We start from the raw sequence: 15,902 nt of genomic DNA, 5'->3' as shown, positions 1-15,902 counted from the left end.
CAAGGATTTGACATGGCGACATCCAATCGTCTTTCAATGCCCACCGCCGGGCGCATGGCCGCTGCGGTCGTGTTCGGGCTCTGGGGCTGGTATCTTGCGGGGGTCGGCACGCCGTTCTTTGACGAAGGGCGCGCGCCGCGCTCGTTCCTCACAGGCTGTGTAATCACAGGTATCCTGCTTGGCTGGATCTACGTCGGTCGCCGCACGGGCGAGGGGTATGTGCAGGCTGTAGGGCACGGTCTGTCGGCAGGTTTTGCCTTTTCTTTCATCACCTTGTTCATCATGGGCTTTTCGCTGATGATGGCCAATGCGTTCCGCAGGCGCTATGATGGCCCGATGGAGGCAATCGTCGATATCTTTGAATTGATGGTCTCCGAAAGCAGTCGTTTCATCGACGTGACGCTGATTTCAAGCGTTCTGGTCGGGGCCGTGATTTGCGCTTGGGTGGCAGAATACTTCGCGCAGAAATACCCTTAAGTGACCGATCTTTTCGTTTATGGCACCCTGATGTCGCAGGGCCTTATGTCGGCCGTGGCGGGCGAGCGAGCGGGCAAGCCGATCGCGGCGGTTTTGCCTGATCATCGCGTTTTTCCGCTGGAGGGTGACGTCGTGCCTTTCATCGCGCCTGTGGCGGGCGGGCAGGTGGCAGGCCTGATCTGGCCGGACCTGACCGAACACGCGATGCGGCGTCTTAACGCCTATGAAGCGGCCTTTGGCTATGTCTTGCAGGATGTGACGGTGATGGTCGACGGGCAGGCGCGCCATGCGCAGGCCTATCTGCCGGAGACCGGGCAGCGTCCCGGCGATGGCGACTGGTCACTTGCGACATGGGAAGCCACGCATTTGGCCCCCGCAATCCTTGCCGCCGAAGAGCTGCTGTCATACGATCCATTGCCCGACGCGGCCACATTGCGGCAAATGTGGCCGATGGCGCAAACCCGCGCTTGGGCGCGCCATCGCGCAAGACCGGCTCCGGCCACGATCCGGCGCAGGCCCGCCCCCGATGATGCCGCCATCACACCGGTGACGCCAGCAGCCGGCGCGTTTTTCCGGTTTCAGGGCTTCGATGTCAGCCACGCGCGGTTTGACGGCACACGCTCGCCCGTTCTGCGGCGCGAGGTGTTCGTGGGCGTCGATGCAGCCTTGCTGTTGCCCTATGATCCGGTCCGCGACCGTATCGTGCTGGTCGAACAGGTGCGTGTGGGCCCGATGGTGCGCGGTGATGCGAACCCCTGGACGCTGGAACCGGTGGCAGGGATCGTGGATGCGCGCGAAAACCCGCAAGACGCGGCCATCCGCGAGGCCGTGGAAGAAGCAGGCATCAGCATCCGCAGCCTTGTTCCGGCAGGGTCTTATTACCCGTCGCCCGGGGCCACGTCGGATTATTTCTATTCCTATGTCGGGCTCTGCGATATCGCGGCGGACACGCCCTATACCGGCGGACTGGATGCCGAGGCCGAGGATATCCGCCTGCATCCGATGGATTTTGACGCCGCCTTGGCGCTTGCCGACAGCGGCGAAGTCACGACCGGACCCTTGCTGCATCTGCTTTACTGGCTGGCAAGACACCGCGACCGCCTGCGCGCCATGGGTTGATGTCGGACAGGCGCGGTTCTACACATCAGGGATGAAATGAAAGGCCCTGATGATGCAGTTCCGCAACGATTTCGCCGATACGATCGGCAATACCCCCCTGATCAAGCTGCGCGCTGCGTCCGAAGCGACAGGCTGCACCATTCTGGGCAAGGCCGAGTTTCTGAACCCCGGCCAGTCGGTCAAGGATCGCGCCGCCCTTTACATGATCAAGGACGCCATCGCGCGGGGCGACCTGCGCCCCGGTGGCACCATTGTGGAAGGTACGGCAGGCAATACCGGCATCGGGCTGGCACTCTTGGGGTCCTCGATGGGGTTCAAGACAGTGATCGTCATTCCCGAAACGCAAAGTCAGGAAAAGAAAGACATGCTGCGCCTCGCGGGCGCCAAGCTGGTCGAGGTGCCCGCCGCCCCCTACCGCAACCCCAACAACTACGTCCGCTATTCCGAACGGCTGGCCGATGCACTGCGCGAGACGGAACCCAACGGCGTGATCTGGGCCAACCAGTTCGACAATACCGCCAACCGGCAGGCGCATGTCGAAACCACCGCCCCCGAAATCTGGGCGCAAACAGATGGCAAGGTGGACGGGTTCATCTGCGCCGTAGGCTCCGGCGGCACGCTGGCCGGTGTCGCGCAGGCGCTCCAGCCAAAGGGCGTCAAGATCGGGCTGGCGGACCCCGAAGGATCGGCGCTTTATAATTTCTACGAACATGGCGAGTTGAAAGCCGAAGGGGGGTCTGTCTCCGAAGGGATCGGGCAGGGGCGGATCACGGGCAACCTCGAAGGGCTCACACCCGATTACGCCTATCAGATATCCGATGCCGAAGCCTTGCCGCTGATCTATGACCTGATGCAGCACGAAGGGCTTTGCATGGGCGGGTCCACCGCGATCAACATGGCGGGGGCTGTCCGCATGGCGCGTGACATGGGGCCGGGCCATGTGATCGTGACGATTCTCTGCGATGTGGGCAGCCGCTATCAATCCAAGATCTACAACCCCGCCTTCATGCGCGAAAAGGGTCTTCCGGTCCCGGCTTGGCTTGAGGAAAAAGCCGATGTGCCGTCGGTGCTCGCGCCCGAATGACGATCCGTTCGCTGGTCTTCCGCCTGCTTGTCTGCTTGTTGCTGTGGCCCACGGCCGTGGTTGCGCAGGACGCAGCGCCGTTGCCGGGCGGACCCTATCAAGACGTGGCCGTATGGGACGCGCTGGCCGCACGCGCCGAAATGCTGGTGATGCGCGACACATCCTCGCAATTTGCGATCATGCGTCTGCGCGCGGAACTGGCGGGGTGGCGCGACCATTTCCTGTCGCAGACCAATGTCAATGCGAACCGGCTGGCGACGGTGAACGCGCAGCTGGCAGCATTGGGCGCTGTGCCGGACAGCGGCGAGGAATCGGCGCAGATCGCGAGCCGCCGCGCTGCGCTGCAGGCACAGCGAGACGCCTTGTTGGCCCCCCGCGTGCTGGCGCAAGAGGCGTTCGCCCGCGCCAACGGGCTGATCAGCGAACTCGATATGAAAATTCTGCAACAGCAGACAGCCCAGTTGTTCCAGCGTGGTCCGTCGCCGCTTGATCCGGCGCTCTGGCCTGCGGCGGCAAGTGCGACATGGCAGGTTTTCAGCACCTTGGGGGCCGAGACTTTTGCGGGCGTGCAAGTCCAGTCCGGCAACGGGCGGCTGTTGGCGAACCTGCCGCGTGCGGCCCTGTTTATCGGGCTTGCCGTGCTGCTGGTTGGCTACACGCGCTGGTGGCTGGTGCAGTTACGTCTGAAACTCTCGAACCGTGAGACGTTCCTGCTGCCGATCTTGCTGTTTTTGCTGTCACTGATGCAGATCCTCGTGTCTTTCGTCGGGCTGGTGGCCCTGTCGAGCGGGCTGGAAACGCTCGCCGTCTTCGGTTTGCGCGGTCAGGCGGTGATCGCTGCTATTCCTGCTGCTGGGATGACCGTGGTGCTGGGCTGGTGGCTTGGGCGGCAGGTATTCAGCGACGGCACGTTGCCCGATCACCTTGGATATGGTCAGGACACCCGCGCCAGCGCGCGGCGGATGACGCTGGCCTTGGCCTGGGTTCTGGCCTTCGGTACGCTGTTCGAGGCGGCGGCGGGGTCCATCGATCTGGCACGGGGTGTCGCGGCGACGATGGCCTTGCCGGTCATCGTTGTGGCCGGTGTGCTGTTCTGGCAGATTGGCCGCTTGATCAAGACGCCACCCATCGCCTCTGATACGGCATCGGTGTCGCAAGGCCGGATACGGATGCATGTCGGGCGGTTCTGCACCATCGTGGCGGTCGCTGGTCCGGGTCTTGCCGCGCTGGGGTATACTGCGGCGGGGCAGGGTATCCTGACGTCCTCCATTCTGTCGCTTGCCTTGCTGGGTGCGATCCTTGTGTTGCAGCGGATCGTCCATGACATCAGCATGCGCCACAAGACGACCGAAGAAGCCAAGGGCCTGATTGCTCTGCTGCCTGTTCTGGCCAGTCTGGCTGTCTATCTGGGCAGCCTGCCGGTCCTCGCGGTGATCTGGGGCGCGCGCACGGACGATATTTTCGAGATATGGAGCAGGTTCCGCGAGGGCTTTGCCATCGGCGAGACGCGGATATCGCCGACCGATTTTCTGATGTTCGCGATCATCTTTTCGCTGGGCTATGTGCTGACACGGTTCGTGCAGGCCACGCTGCGCCGCACTGTTCTGCCGCGCACACGGCTTGATCCGGGCGGACAGAACGCCATTGCCGTCGGGTTCGGTTATGTCGGAATCCTGCTTGCGGCTTTGGTGGCCATCACGCTAGCGGGGATTGACCTGTCCAGCCTTGCCATTGTTGCCGGTGCGCTGTCGGTCGGTATCGGCTTTGGCTTGCAGAACATCGTGTCGAACTTTGTGTCAGGCATCATCCTGCTGATCGAACGCCCGATCAGCGAAGGCGACTGGATCGAGGTTGGCGGCCAGATGGGCTATGTCCGGTCGATCTCGGTGCGCTCCACCCGGATCGAGACCTTTGACCGCACCGATGTCATCGTGCCCAACGCCGATCTCGTCAGCGGGCAGGTCACCAACTGGACGCGTGGCAATCTGGTGGGCCGCGTGATCGTGCCTGTGGGCGTGGCTTATGGCACCGATACGGCCAAAGTCGCGCAAATCCTGCGTGAAATAGCCGAGGCGCATCCGATGGTCATCATCACGCCGCCGCCGTCGGTGCTGTTCATCGGTTTCGGCGCAAGTTCGCTGGATTTCGAGATACGCGCGATCCTGCGCGACGTGAATTTCGTGCTCAGCACCAGATCCGAGATGAACCATGAAATCGCCCGCAGATTTGCCGCCGAAGGGATCGAGATCCCCTTCCCGCAGCAGGACTTGTGGCTGCGCAATCCCGAAACCCTGAAAGGCGATCCTGCATGACAAAACCGCTGTTTCGTGACGATGCCTATGCGCGCGAGGCCGAGGCCCGCGTGCTCGACATCACCTCCGAAGGGGGGATCGTGCTGGATGCTTCGCTGTTCTACCCGACCTCGGGCGGCCAACCGGGTGACAGCGGCACGCTATCCTGGCCGGGGGCTGCGCTTGACATCGCAACCACTGTAAAGGGCGAGGGGGGCAGTATCATCCTGTTGCCTGCCGAACCTGTGCCTTTGCCCGCCGTGGGGCAGATCGTGTTGCAAAAGCTCAACTGGGACCGGCGCTATCGGCATATGCGGGTGCATACGGCGTTGCATTTGTTATCTGTCGTCATTCCGCTGCCGGTGTCCGGCGGTGCCATCGCGACCGACAAGGGCCGGCTTGATTTCGACATGCCCGAGGCCCCCGAAGACAAGGAGGCGCTGGAGGAGGCCCTGAACCGACTGATTGCCTGCAACATGGCCGTGACCGAAGAATGGATCACCGACGCAGACCTTGATGCGCAGCCCGATCTGGTGAAAACGATGTCGGTGCAGCCCCCGCGCGGGTCAGGCCGGATCAGGCTGGTGCGGATCGGGATCGGCGCAGAAACCGCCGATCTGCAACCTTGCGGTGGCACCCATGTGCGCAATACTTCGGAAATCGGGCCGGTGCGAATCGGCAAGATCGAAAAGAAGGGCCGCCAGAACCGGCGCGTCTATCTGCATCTGGACTAGCTATGCGTGTGATCGTCTTTCTTGTTTTCCTGTTGTCCGCGCAATCCGCGCTGGCGCAGACCGTGCTGCAATGCAGTCCCGCACATGAACAGATCGTGCGCGAGGCGCTGGACCGCGCCAAATCACTGACCATCAAGGCCGCAACAGCCGTCGGTGACACGCCTGAATATGCGCGCTGGTTTGGGACCTATTCGGACCGCAACGCCGAAGTGGTGCGTGCCAATCTCAAGGGCGTGGTGCGTGCGATCCGTTCAGGCGGTGTCAGCGTACAATGCGACAGCAACCGTGACGACGGTTGCCGGAACCGGGAATATGCCTGGGTCTATCCACACGAACCTTACCACATTTACCTGTGCCCGTCGTTTTTCACCATGCCGCCGCTGACGGCCTTGCAGCCCTACACGACCGCCAGCAACAACGGCACGCGCGAGGGGACGTTCATCCACGAATTGTCGCATTTCCGCACCGGCGGGCGCACCGATGACCATTGCTATACCCGCCGCGTCTGCGCCCGCATGGCCGAGAGCGACCCGATGCGTGCGATAGATAATGCAGACAGCTATCAATACTACACCGAAGACGTGATCTATTACGCAAGCCAGCCTGTGTCCGGCAAAACCACACCCTAGAAAGAAACGCCCCATGTTCCGCATCGCCGCCAGCGTGACTGCTGTGATCTTTCTTGCGCTTTTCGTGATCCTGCTGGTTGCGGGGCGCAGCTACGTCACCACCTATGGGGTGCCGCCCAGCGACGGGGCGGTGTTTCTGGCGCGCCGCGCGGCCCCGCTTTTTGCGGGCCTTGCGGTCATGCTGTGGCTGATGCGCGATCTGCCGGTCGGGACCGCGCGGGACGGGTTTTGTTATGGTCTTGCGGTCATCTGGTTCGGAATTGCCGCCACGGGTGTTTACGAATTCAGCACCGGACAGGCGGGACCCGCAATCCTTATCGCCGCTGCCGCCGAGGTGATCGGCGGGATTGTCTTTCTGGTGCTGCGCCGCCGCTAGGGTTTCGGCGGTTTCTGGAACACGTCGCGACGGGCCGTTTCGTCCAGCATCTGTTCGGTATCGGGCAAACCCTCGCGCGACAACAGGATCGCAAAGGGGCGCAGGTGAGGCACATGGCTGCACACGACCAGCAGCATCACCATGATCGGCACCGACAAGAACATGCCCGGCACACCCCAGACAGCCCCCCAGAACGCCAGCGACAGGATGATCCCGAAGGACGACAGCCGCAGCGCGCGGCCCATCAGCATGGGATCGATGACATTGCCGTTCAGAAACTGGATGCAGGTCGCGATGATGAACACCGCAGCGGTCGTGTTCGGATCACCCAGCTGCACATGGGTCACCAAGGCGATCAGCCCGGTCGCAAGGATCGACCCGATATTGGGAATGAAATTCAGCACGAAGGTGATGATTCCCAGCGACACTGCCAGTTCCAGCCCGAAAGCCCGCGCCAGCACATAGATCATCGCGCCGGTGATCACGCTGATCACGGTTTTGACCAGCAGGTAATAGTTCACGCGGTGGATGATCGAACGGATGATCTTGCGCACGCGCCGCGCCTGCGCCTTGTCGCCGATGAAGCTTTCAAGCTTGGTATCGAACCAGACCCTTTCGGCGAACAGGAAACCCACGAACAGGATGACCAATACCGTCGCCTGCGTGATCCCGCTGGCCTGACTGGCGGCACCCCGCAGATAGCTGGAGGCGTCGACGGACCGCACCGCGTTGAAAATCGCCGCCTCGCTGTCGTCGCCCAGCCAACTGAACATCGACGCGATCGCCGATGGGGCGCGTTCGGTATAGGACAGTGTTGTCACCAGCACCGTGTTGATCTGCGCCAGCAGCACCGATGTCAGCAACAACAGCGCCGTTGCAATCAGCACCATTGCCGCGATGCTGGCGATGGCGTTGGGGATGCGCAACGGCCCGATCCGCTGACGGGCAATGAAATTGATCACATCGCTGGTCAAGCTGAACAGGATGATGGCAGTGGCGAGTGAAATCAGGATGAATCGCGCCTGCACAAGCAGGAACAGCACCACCGCAAAGGCAATGATCAGCAAGGCGCCGGTTTGCAGCCGGGCGGTCTCGGACCGCTTTTCCTTCGGGGTCGCTTCGGGGGGATCATGCAGCATCAGGTCAATTTGGCTCCGCTTGGGTCAGGTCAATATATCCGGCGACGGGGGCGGGGGCAAACAGGCATAACAAATCGTGCGGAAGGTCTTGCAAAGGCTGCCGAGTTGCGGCTAAACCCCCGTCTACGGACAGGTGGCCGAGTGGTCGAAGGCGCACGCCTGGAAAGTGTGTAGGCGGGAGACCGTCTCCAGGGTTCGAATCCCTGTCTGTCCGCCACCCTATCTTATTAATCTAGCAGTCTGCCAAAGCGCGACCAGGCCTGCGCGTCGTTTATGGCGCCTTGACCGGAACACCCGCACTTGGCCGACGCTTTAGTCGGTGGTTTTTGTACCTTTTTTGTAGTTCCGTGCCGCCGCCCGTCCCAGCATATGTGCGGCGATCGGCGCTGTTAGCATCAGAAACACGATCGTGGCGACCACGCGGGTGGTGGTCACGCCTTCGGCGAAATAGACTGCCGCCCCGATCAGGATCAGACTACTGCCCAAGGTACCCGCCTTGGTCGAGGCATGCATCCGCATCAGGACATCGGGCAGACGGAAGATACCGATCGCCGCCACCAGCGCAAAGAAGCTGCCGATCAGCAGCAGGACACCGATTACGATCTCAATCATCTGCATGTGCCTCGTCCAGGGGGTCACGCCGTTCCGCATAGCGCGCCAATGCAACAGTGGCCAGAAAACCGACCAGCGCCAGCACGATGGCTACATCAAGAAACGCGGTGACGGCGGTCTGCACTGCGACAGCCCCGCAGACCGCGATGATCAGCGTCGTCATCATGTCGAGCGCCACAACTCGGTCGGCCAGCGTCGGCCCAAGCGTCAGCCGCAAAAAGGCGATGGCCAGCGACAGAGCGATCAGCACAAAGGATACCAAGATTGCGCCATCCAGAAATGTTTCGGGCGTCATCATTCAAATACCTCTCTTACCAGCCGTTCCATACCGTTTTTCAGGTCGTCGATGACGGCCTGCGGATCGTCGGCATACATCGCGTGAAACGTCAGCGTCTTGCGGTCGTCAGAAACGTCAAGGCTGAGCGTGCCGGGCGTCAGCGAGATCAGGTTCGTGACCAGCAGGATCTCGAAATCGGATGTCACATCCAGCGGCATGTCCAGAATCGCGGGCGTGCTGTTGTCGTTGGGTGTCATAACGTCCCAGGCGACGCGGATACTCGACATGACCAGTTCGTAAAGAAAGAACAGGATCAGCCGCACAATGCGCCAGGACCGCAGGAAATAGCTGTCCTGCAACCCGAAAACAGGCGCAGCGAACCACAGGGTCAGAAAGCCCAGCACATAGCCGGACCCCAGCATCAACAGCGTCGGGCTGCCCCAAAGCGCCGCCCATATCACCGCCAAGGCGATGTTGAGGATGAACATGTTCATGGTGCAACCTCCGTGATTTCAGCCGCTGGCACGGCATCTGCCCCCAGCACGGCGGTGATGTATTCCGTGGGGTCCAGCAATTGTTCGGCTGACCGTTCCGCAAAAATCACGAAAGGTTCTGGCATCAGGCCGATCACCATGGTCAGAAGCGCCAGACCGACAACCGGCACCAGCAGGGCCCTGCGGCCGGGCAGGGTGGACAGGGTCGGCTCGAACCCTTTGGGGTGGTCTTTCCAGAACGCCTCGGCCCAGATCTTGGTCATTGAATAGATCGTCATCAGACCAACAGCCAAAGAGATGAAGGCCACAACCCACAGCCCTTCGTCCAGCGATGCCTTGACGATGATATATTTCGCCCAGAACCCCGACAGCGGCGGGAAGCCCGCGAGCGAAAAGGCGGGGATCAGGAACAGCACCGCCAGAAACGGGCTTGCGCGGTACAGCCCGCCGATCTTGAACACATCGGACCCGCCTGTCAGCCGTTCGCTGATGCCTGCGATCAGGAACAGGTTGGCTTTCACGATGATGTGGTGGACCAGATAGAACACCGCACCCACGATCGCCAAAGGCGTGTAAATCGCAAGGCCAAGGATCATGTAACCGATCTGGCTGATGATGTGGAACGACAGGATCTTGCGGAAATCCGATTGCGCGGCCGCCCCCAGAACGCCTGTCACCATGGTGAAACAGGCGACCCACAGCAGGATCGTGTGCGTGTAGCCCACGTCGTGGTCGAATACCAAGGTGAAGGTCCGCATCAGCGCATAGACCCCGACCTTGGTCAAAAGCCCCGCAAACACGGCCGAGACCGAAAAGCTCGGCGTGTGATAGGCGGCAGGCAGCCAGAAGAACAGCGGGAAGGCCGCCGCCTTGACGCTGAAAGCCACCATGAACATCATCGCGATGACAGTCAGCAAGGCTTTGTTTTCGACATCGTCCACCTTGAGCGCGAGATCGGCAAAGTTCAGCGTGCCGGTCTGCCCGTAGAGCAGGCCGATGCCGGTCAGGAACAGGATCGTAGAGACAAGGTTAAGGGCGACATATTTCACGCCACCATCGATCTGTTCCTTGCCGCCGTTCAGGATCAGCAGGCCAAAGGACGCGATCAGCATCACCTCGAACCAGACATAAAGGTTGAACAAGTCACCCGTCAGGAAGGCACCAGTCACACCCGCGATCAGCACCTGAAATAGGGCGTGATAGCCCAGCTGCCCGTGGCGCGCATCGACATCGCTGAGCGCATAGATCGCGACAGCCAGTGCCGTGATCGCAGTGATCAGCACCATGACCGCCGACAACAGATCCGCAACCAGCGTGATCCCGAAGGGGGCGGGCCAGGTGCCCATCTGGCCAGCGACAACGCCATTTTCCAGCACCAGCGCCATCAGCGTGATCGCGGCCACCAGCCCAAGGGCGGACCCGATGACGGATATCCAAGCGCCGACAGGCCGGTCACGCAGCAAATAACAGATGATCGCTGTCGTAAAAGGCAGGATCAAAGGAAGCGAGAGATACCAGCTCATCCCTGTTCTTTCGGTTCAGCGACGCGCATTTCGTCGGTATTCAAAGTGCCAAGGCTGCGGTAAGCGCGCACAGCCAAAATCAATGCGAAGGCAAACAGGCCAAAGCCGATCACAATTGCCGTCAGGACCAGCGCCTGCGGCAGCGCGTTGGCGACGACCTCGGGGGGGACATCCATCCCGTCGGGCACAAGCGGTGGCGCACCCGGCGTCATCCGGCCCGACACGAAAATGGACAGGTTGGCCGCGTTCGACAACAAGATCAGCCCGAACAGGAACCGCATCAGGTTGCGCGCCAGCATCAGATAGACGGACCCCGCGACCAGAATACCGATCAGGATCGAAAGTAGCGGTTCCATCAGACTTCTTCCTCCAGCGCGAAAACGATCGCCAGCACAGAGCCGAACACGACAAGGAACACACCCACGTCAAAGATCAGCACCGACGACAGCGGGATGCCCTTGTCCTCGGGCGTGGCGTTGATGAACAGCCACTGCCCGGTAAAGAAGGCATCCGAAAAGAAAGCCGCCATAACGCCTGCAAACAGGGCCATGCCAAGGCCGACCGCTGCGATATCGGTGGGGCGGAACCGCAGCGCCTGACGCGCGCCCTCGGTGCCGCAGGCGATGGCATAGATGACAAAGCCGACAGCCGCCAAAAGCCCGCCGATAAACCCGCCGCCCGGCTGGTTATGGCCGCGCAGCAGCATATAGACCGCGAAAACCGTGAACAGGGCGACCAGCAGCCGCGAACCGGCGATCAGAATGATGGATTTCATGCCTCGTCCTTTCCGGGTTTGCTGCGCAGCAGGGCAAAGATGCCGATAGCCGCGACCAGAACGACCGCGATCTCGCCGAAGGTGTCCAGCGCGCGGAAGTCGACAAGGATCACGTTCACGATGTTCTGGCCAAAGGCGTCGGGATAGCTCGAAGCCTCGAAGAAATCAGTCAGGCTGCGGTCAATCGGGCCGGTCGTGACCATCAGCAGGATCAGCGTCACCGTCACGCCCATGCCACCTGCGACCACAGCGTCAAACCAGCGGGTTTTCAGCGGTTCGGCCCCCAATGCGGGCAGGCGCAGCGCCGCTGTTGCGAACAGCACGACCACCAGCGTTTCGACCAGCAATTGCGTGATGGCGACATCGGGCGCGGAATACAGAACGAAGATCAGCGCGATCCCGATGCCCACGGTGCCAAGCCCCACAATCGCCGTGATCCGCGACTGGGTGACGATGGTCAGCACCGTGCCCAAAAGCACAAGGCCGAACACCAGCCAGTCGGTCACGCCGATCGAGCTCAGGTCCACGGGCAGTATCACAGACGGGCGCATTACCATGGTCCCGGCAAGCGCCACCAGCGTCGTGATGAAAGTCACCATGATATAGAACCGCAACTGTCCGGTCTGGATCACGCGGGTCTGCCATTTTGCACCGGACAGCACGCCCGCCAGCAGTTTATCCCAACCGCGGTCAAAGCTTGGGCTACGGTCGCCCAGCCGGACCAGAAAGGCACGCAGCGGGGTGGCGAAGGCGTAGATTAGATAGCCGATGACGAATGTCAAAAGGCTCAGGACCAGCGGCAGGTTGAACCCCGCCCAAAGCTGCAGGGTCTTCGCCTCGCCGGTGACGCCCAGAATGGCCGCGACGGTCGGGTTGACCAGATATGCGGCAAGAACGGCGGGAAACAGCCCGAAGAACGTTCCCAGCAAGGCCAATATCACAGGCCCCAGCAACATCGGCCATTTCGCTTCCTTGATCCCCTGCATGGGAGTGCCGGCTTTGCTGAAAAACGGCCGGAAACCCACGATCCCTGCGATGGCGAACATCAGCGCGCTGGCCGCCAGAAACGCGCCCGCCACCAGCACGGGCGAAGACCCCACCTCGAGCGAGCCTGCATAGGACAGCTCCTTGGCCATGAAGCCAAGGAAGGGCGGAATGCCCGCCATCGACAGACCAGCCAGTGCGGCGGCGGCTGCGGTCAACGGCATCGCGCGGCCAAGGCCGAACAATTTGGTCGTCTCGCGCGTGCCGGTCTGGTGATCGAGAATGCCGACAACAAGAAATAGCGCCGCTTTGTAGAAGGAATGCACCATCAGGAAGGTGACCGCCGCCGTGATCGCATAGCCACCGTCATTGGCCAACAGCAGCGTCAGCGCACCAAGCGCCATCAATGTTGTATAGGCCAGCGCCTGTTTCAGGTCGGTCTGCCGCAGCGCGATGACCGAAGCGAAGACCATCGTCGCGGCCCCCGCGATCGTCAGCGTCCAGAGCCAGATATCGGTCCCGCTCAGCGATGAATGGGTGCGCGCCATCAGATAGATACCCGCTTTCACCATTGTCGCCGAATGCAGATAGGCGCTGACTGGTGTGGGGGCGGCCATCGCATTGGGCAGCCAGAAATGGAACGGCATCTGGGCGGATTTCGTGAATGCCGCCAGCAGCACAAGGATCAGGATCGGCAGGTAAAGCGCGCTTTGCACCAGCACATTGTCCATCGCGCGGATTTCCGACAATTCGAACGTGCCCGCCACATTGCCGATCAGGATCGCGGCGGCCAGAAGCGCCAGCCCGCCGATCCCTGTGACCAGCAGCGCCTGCAAGGCAGACCGGCGCGATTTCGCGCTGTCATGGTTGAACCCGATCAGCAGATAGGACGTGATCGTGGTCAATTCCCAGAACACGAAGAGCGCAAGCAGGTTGTCGGCCATCACCACACCCAGCATCGCCAGCATGAAACTGGTCAGCATCAGCGAAAACCGTGCCTGTTGCTTGTGTCCGGCAAGGTATTTGGCGGAATACAGCATCACAAGCGCGCCGATGCCCGTGATCAACAGCCCGAACATCAGGCTCAGCCCGTCGATCACAAAGCTGACATTCACGCCAAGACTGGGCACCCAGGACCAGACAAAGCGCAGGGTTTCGCCGTTCCCGATGGCAGGCAGGGCCTGCAGCAACCAGAGGAACAATGCACCTGCAATGATGACAGGAATGATACCGGCAGGTGTTACCCAACCATGCGAAGAAGAAGAACTTGCCACGTAATATGCCCGGTCATCGAGGAATTGAACGATTGTGTCGGACATAAAGACAGGTGCCGAGAAAACAAGACTTTTCGGACAAAAATCCGACTAAATCCGGCAGGTTTTGCCGCAGGTGCAACAAAATAGGCCACCCGCGGGGGTGGCCTTTATGTCGCATGATCGCTGGGGGATATCAGCCGCGCCAGGTCCGGACGGGTCCGCAATCCATGTGAACGAAATTCGAACCGCCATACCGCCCGACGCCGCCAGCGTTGAACGCCGCCGCGGCGCTAGCCATCTGGGCGGTGGTCCGGCTGCGCAGCCGCAGATCGGCAGCCTGACCGCGCATGTGCAGGGATTCGCGTGCCACACCTGACGAACGTGCACCCAACATCGCGTTGGTCGATGGCGACCGGTAGCCGGACAGCAAAAGGTAGGGTTCGTTGGTTTCCATCAGGCGCAGTGCGCCCGACATGATATCGATTGTGCGCAGGTCCATCTGGACCGCTTCACCGGTGCGCCAGTCGCGCATGTGAACGTTTATTTCGCGCACGGCCTCGGCGATATATTCGCCTTCGATCCAGTAGATGGTGTCAAGGGTTTCGCCGGTGCGCCCGTTGTACATCGCGATCCTGCGGATGTCGCCGGCGCCGCGCAAAAAACCCTGAGCGTTTGAGAACGTGGGGGCGGCTGTCACAGCAGTTGCTGCCAAGGCTGTCAGCAGTCCGCGTCGGGTCAGCCCCGAGGTCTTTGATTCATTCATTATACGCGCCTGTCCCGTCGCTTATATTTATATGTCCGTTTTGCTACGAACTGACATCATGCCCCCAAGATGTGCGGAAGGTATGGCACATTTTGATTCGAGGACCAAGTCTTGTTTAACGGGGTTCCATGAACGAAAAGCAAATCGGCGAAAATTTGCGCAAGTGGCATTTTTGTCGTCATTTGGGGCCGCTTGCGCGGTTGCGGGCTTTTGGTTAACCGCCTTCAAGGCAGGATCAGCGCGGCAGACGTGCCGCAGACGAGGTGGCGATGACACATACCATTCGTGCGATAGCAGCCGCACTCGGGGCAGAGGCGCATGGCGATCTTGATTTGATCGTGCTGCGGGCTGCGGAACCGGGCACGGCAGGGCGCGATGATCTCGCACTGGCTATGACACCGGCCTATGGTCCGGCCCTGCAACAAGGATCGGCGCGTGCGGCAGTTATCTGGCCCGAGGCCGACTGGCAGGCGCTTGGTTTGCAGGCGGCGATCATCGCGCCGCGGGCACGGCTGGCCATGGCACGGCTGACACAAATGCTGGATCAGACGCCCGCGCAGACCGGCATCAGCCCGCAGGCGCTGGTCGATCCCACAGCGATGGTTGCGGCTGATGCCAGCATCGGCGCGTTCTGCGTCGTGGGCGCCGGCGCGGTGATCGGGGCGGGCACATGGATCGCCGATCAGGTCAGTATCGCGCCCGGTGTCGTGATCGGCTCTGGTTGCCGAATTCACGCAGGCGTGCGGTTGCAGGCGGGTGTGCGCTTGGGGGACAGGGTGATCCTGCAACCCAATGTTGTCATCGGCGGCGACGGGTTTTCCTTTGTCACTGCCGCGCCATCAAACGTAGAGATCGCGCGCGAAACGCTGGGCGAGGCACCGATGACCGCCCCCGAGGACCCGACATGGCACCGCATCCATTCGCTGGGCGGTGTGGTGATCGGGGATGATGTGGAAATCGGCGCAGGCTCTACCGTGGACGCAGGCACGATCCGCGCGACCCGTGTGGGGCAAGGCACCAAGGTCGATAATCTTGTACAGATCGGCCATAACGTGATCGTGGGCGCGCATTGTCTGCTCTGCGCGCAGGCGGGTGTCGCGGGGTCCACGGTGATCGGCGACCGCGTTGTTGTCGGTGGCAAGGCGGGGATCGCAGACAACCTCAAGATCGGGGATGATGTGGTGCTGGGCGGCGGGTCGGTCGTGCTGTCGCATGTGCCCGCAGGCCGCGTGATGATGGGCTATCCGGCCACGAAAATGCAGCTGCATATCGAAAGCTACAAAGCCTTGCGCCGGCTGCCACGCCTGCTGCGCGATCTTGCCGCACGTCAATAAGATGTTTCAATGCGCGGCGACAATGCCTAAATGAG

At 61.4% G+C, this 15,902-nt stretch carries 17 protein-coding genes and 1 tRNA gene; 9 read left to right on the top strand and 9 right to left on the bottom strand.

Annotated features, from left to right (window positions below; all coding sequences use genetic code 11):
- The first annotated feature begins 12 nt into the window (after nt 1–12).
- From VCK47_RS02380 to VCK47_RS02350, 7 genes are read left to right on the top strand one after another with little or no spacing between them, the layout of a single operon-like run.
- Nucleotides 13–477: a TrgA family protein gene (locus VCK47_RS02380; protein ID WP_322889125.1), complete on the top strand. Its 465-nt coding sequence runs from the start codon at nt 13–15 to the stop codon at nt 475–477.
- The gene (locus VCK47_RS02375) at nt 478–1,596 is read left to right on the top strand and encodes a gamma-glutamylcyclotransferase (protein WP_322889124.1); all 1,119 of its coding nucleotides are present in this window, start codon (nt 478–480) and stop codon (nt 1,594–1,596) included. It abuts the gene before it with no gap.
- Nucleotides 1,597–1,645: 49 nt separating this feature from the next.
- Nucleotides 1,646–2,680 carry a cysteine synthase A gene (locus tag VCK47_RS02370; protein WP_416236637.1) on the top strand — a complete coding sequence of 345 codons (1,035 nt, stop codon included), beginning with the start codon at nt 1,646–1,648 and terminating at the stop codon, nt 2,678–2,680.
- On the top strand, nt 2,677–4,992 hold the full coding sequence (locus VCK47_RS02365; RefSeq protein WP_322889123.1) for a DUF3772 domain-containing protein: 2,316 nt from the start codon (nt 2,677–2,679) through the stop codon (nt 4,990–4,992). Before VCK47_RS02370 ends, VCK47_RS02365 begins: the two co-directional genes overlap by 4 nt.
- The gene (locus tag VCK47_RS02360) at nt 4,989–5,705 is read left to right on the top strand and encodes an alanyl-tRNA editing protein (protein WP_322889122.1); all 717 of its coding nucleotides are present in this window, start codon (nt 4,989–4,991) and stop codon (nt 5,703–5,705) included. The genes VCK47_RS02365 and VCK47_RS02360 overlap by 4 nt, the downstream gene beginning before the upstream one ends.
- A 2-nt stretch (nt 5,706–5,707) precedes the next feature.
- Nucleotides 5,708–6,334 (top strand): M35 family metallo-endopeptidase, encoded by a 627-nt coding sequence (locus VCK47_RS02355; protein ID WP_322889121.1) that lies wholly within the window; start codon nt 5,708–5,710, stop codon nt 6,332–6,334.
- Between the two features lie 13 nt (nt 6,335–6,347).
- A complete protein-coding gene (locus VCK47_RS02350) occupies nt 6,348–6,710 on the top strand; it encodes a hypothetical protein (RefSeq protein WP_322889120.1) in 363 nt (120 codons plus the stop codon).
- Here VCK47_RS02350 and VCK47_RS02345 read toward each other — a convergent pair.
- Nucleotides 6,707–7,849 (bottom strand): AI-2E family transporter, encoded by a 1,143-nt coding sequence (locus tag VCK47_RS02345; RefSeq protein WP_322889119.1) that lies wholly within the window; start codon nt 7,847–7,849, stop codon nt 6,707–6,709. The genes VCK47_RS02350 and VCK47_RS02345 overlap by 4 nt on opposite strands.
- A gap of 127 nt (nt 7,850–7,976) precedes the next feature.
- On the opposite strand from VCK47_RS02345, the gene VCK47_RS02340 reads away from it, so the two are divergent.
- A tRNA-Ser gene (locus VCK47_RS02340) sits at nt 7,977–8,066 on the top strand.
- A gap of 95 nt (nt 8,067–8,161) precedes the next feature.
- Here the strand turns inward: VCK47_RS02340 and mnhG are convergent.
- The 8 genes from mnhG to VCK47_RS02300 all read right to left on the bottom strand — a co-directional run bounded on the left by mnhG (nt 8,162) and on the right by VCK47_RS02300 (nt 14,533).
- The gene (gene mnhG, locus VCK47_RS02335) at nt 8,162–8,461 is read right to left on the bottom strand and encodes a monovalent cation/H(+) antiporter subunit G (protein ID WP_322889118.1); all 300 of its coding nucleotides are present in this window, start codon (nt 8,459–8,461) and stop codon (nt 8,162–8,164) included.
- Entirely contained in the window at nt 8,454–8,759 is a 306-nt protein-coding gene (locus tag VCK47_RS02330; RefSeq protein WP_322889117.1) for a cation:proton antiporter, read from the bottom strand. The genes mnhG and VCK47_RS02330 overlap by 8 nt, the downstream gene beginning before the upstream one ends.
- Nucleotides 8,756–9,232 carry a Na+/H+ antiporter subunit E gene (locus VCK47_RS02325; protein WP_322889116.1) on the bottom strand — a complete coding sequence of 159 codons (477 nt, stop codon included), beginning with the start codon at nt 9,230–9,232 and terminating at the stop codon, nt 8,756–8,758. Before VCK47_RS02325 ends, VCK47_RS02330 begins: the two co-directional genes overlap by 4 nt.
- Nucleotides 9,229–10,755, bottom strand: coding sequence for a Na+/H+ antiporter subunit D (locus VCK47_RS02320; protein ID WP_322889115.1), 1,527 nt, complete (start codon nt 10,753–10,755; stop codon nt 9,229–9,231). The genes VCK47_RS02325 and VCK47_RS02320 overlap by 4 nt, the downstream gene beginning before the upstream one ends.
- Complete coding sequence (locus VCK47_RS02315) at nt 10,752–11,111, bottom strand: Na+/H+ antiporter subunit C (protein ID WP_322889114.1); 360 nt, start codon at nt 11,109–11,111, stop codon at nt 10,752–10,754. The genes VCK47_RS02320 and VCK47_RS02315 overlap by 4 nt, the downstream gene beginning before the upstream one ends.
- Entirely contained in the window at nt 11,111–11,530 is a 420-nt protein-coding gene (locus VCK47_RS02310) for an MnhB domain-containing protein (protein ID WP_322889113.1), read from the bottom strand. The genes VCK47_RS02315 and VCK47_RS02310 overlap by 1 nt, the downstream gene beginning before the upstream one ends.
- Nucleotides 11,527–13,788 carry a putative monovalent cation/H+ antiporter subunit A gene (locus VCK47_RS02305; protein WP_322889112.1) on the bottom strand — a complete coding sequence of 754 codons (2,262 nt, stop codon included), beginning with the start codon at nt 13,786–13,788 and terminating at the stop codon, nt 11,527–11,529. Before VCK47_RS02305 ends, VCK47_RS02310 begins: the two co-directional genes overlap by 4 nt.
- Nucleotides 13,789–13,963: 175 nt before the next feature.
- The gene (locus tag VCK47_RS02300) at nt 13,964–14,533 is read right to left on the bottom strand and encodes a YcbK family protein (RefSeq protein WP_322889111.1); all 570 of its coding nucleotides are present in this window, start codon (nt 14,531–14,533) and stop codon (nt 13,964–13,966) included.
- 269 nt (nt 14,534–14,802) lie between these two features.
- Here VCK47_RS02300 and VCK47_RS02295 point away from each other — a divergent pair, with 269 nt between their 5' ends.
- Nucleotides 14,803–15,867, top strand: a complete 1,065-nt coding sequence (locus VCK47_RS02295) for a UDP-3-O-(3-hydroxymyristoyl)glucosamine N-acyltransferase (protein WP_322889110.1) — start codon at nt 14,803–14,805, stop codon at nt 15,865–15,867.
- The last annotated feature ends 35 nt before the right edge of the window (nt 15,868–15,902 follow it).

The sequence above is a fragment of the Yoonia sp. 72 genome, assembly GCF_034652275.1.
Lineage (GTDB): Bacteria > Pseudomonadota > Alphaproteobacteria > Rhodobacterales > Rhodobacteraceae > Yoonia.
Note: the sequence above shows the minus strand (reverse complement) of the source record. Positions and strands in the feature narration are given on the sequence as shown.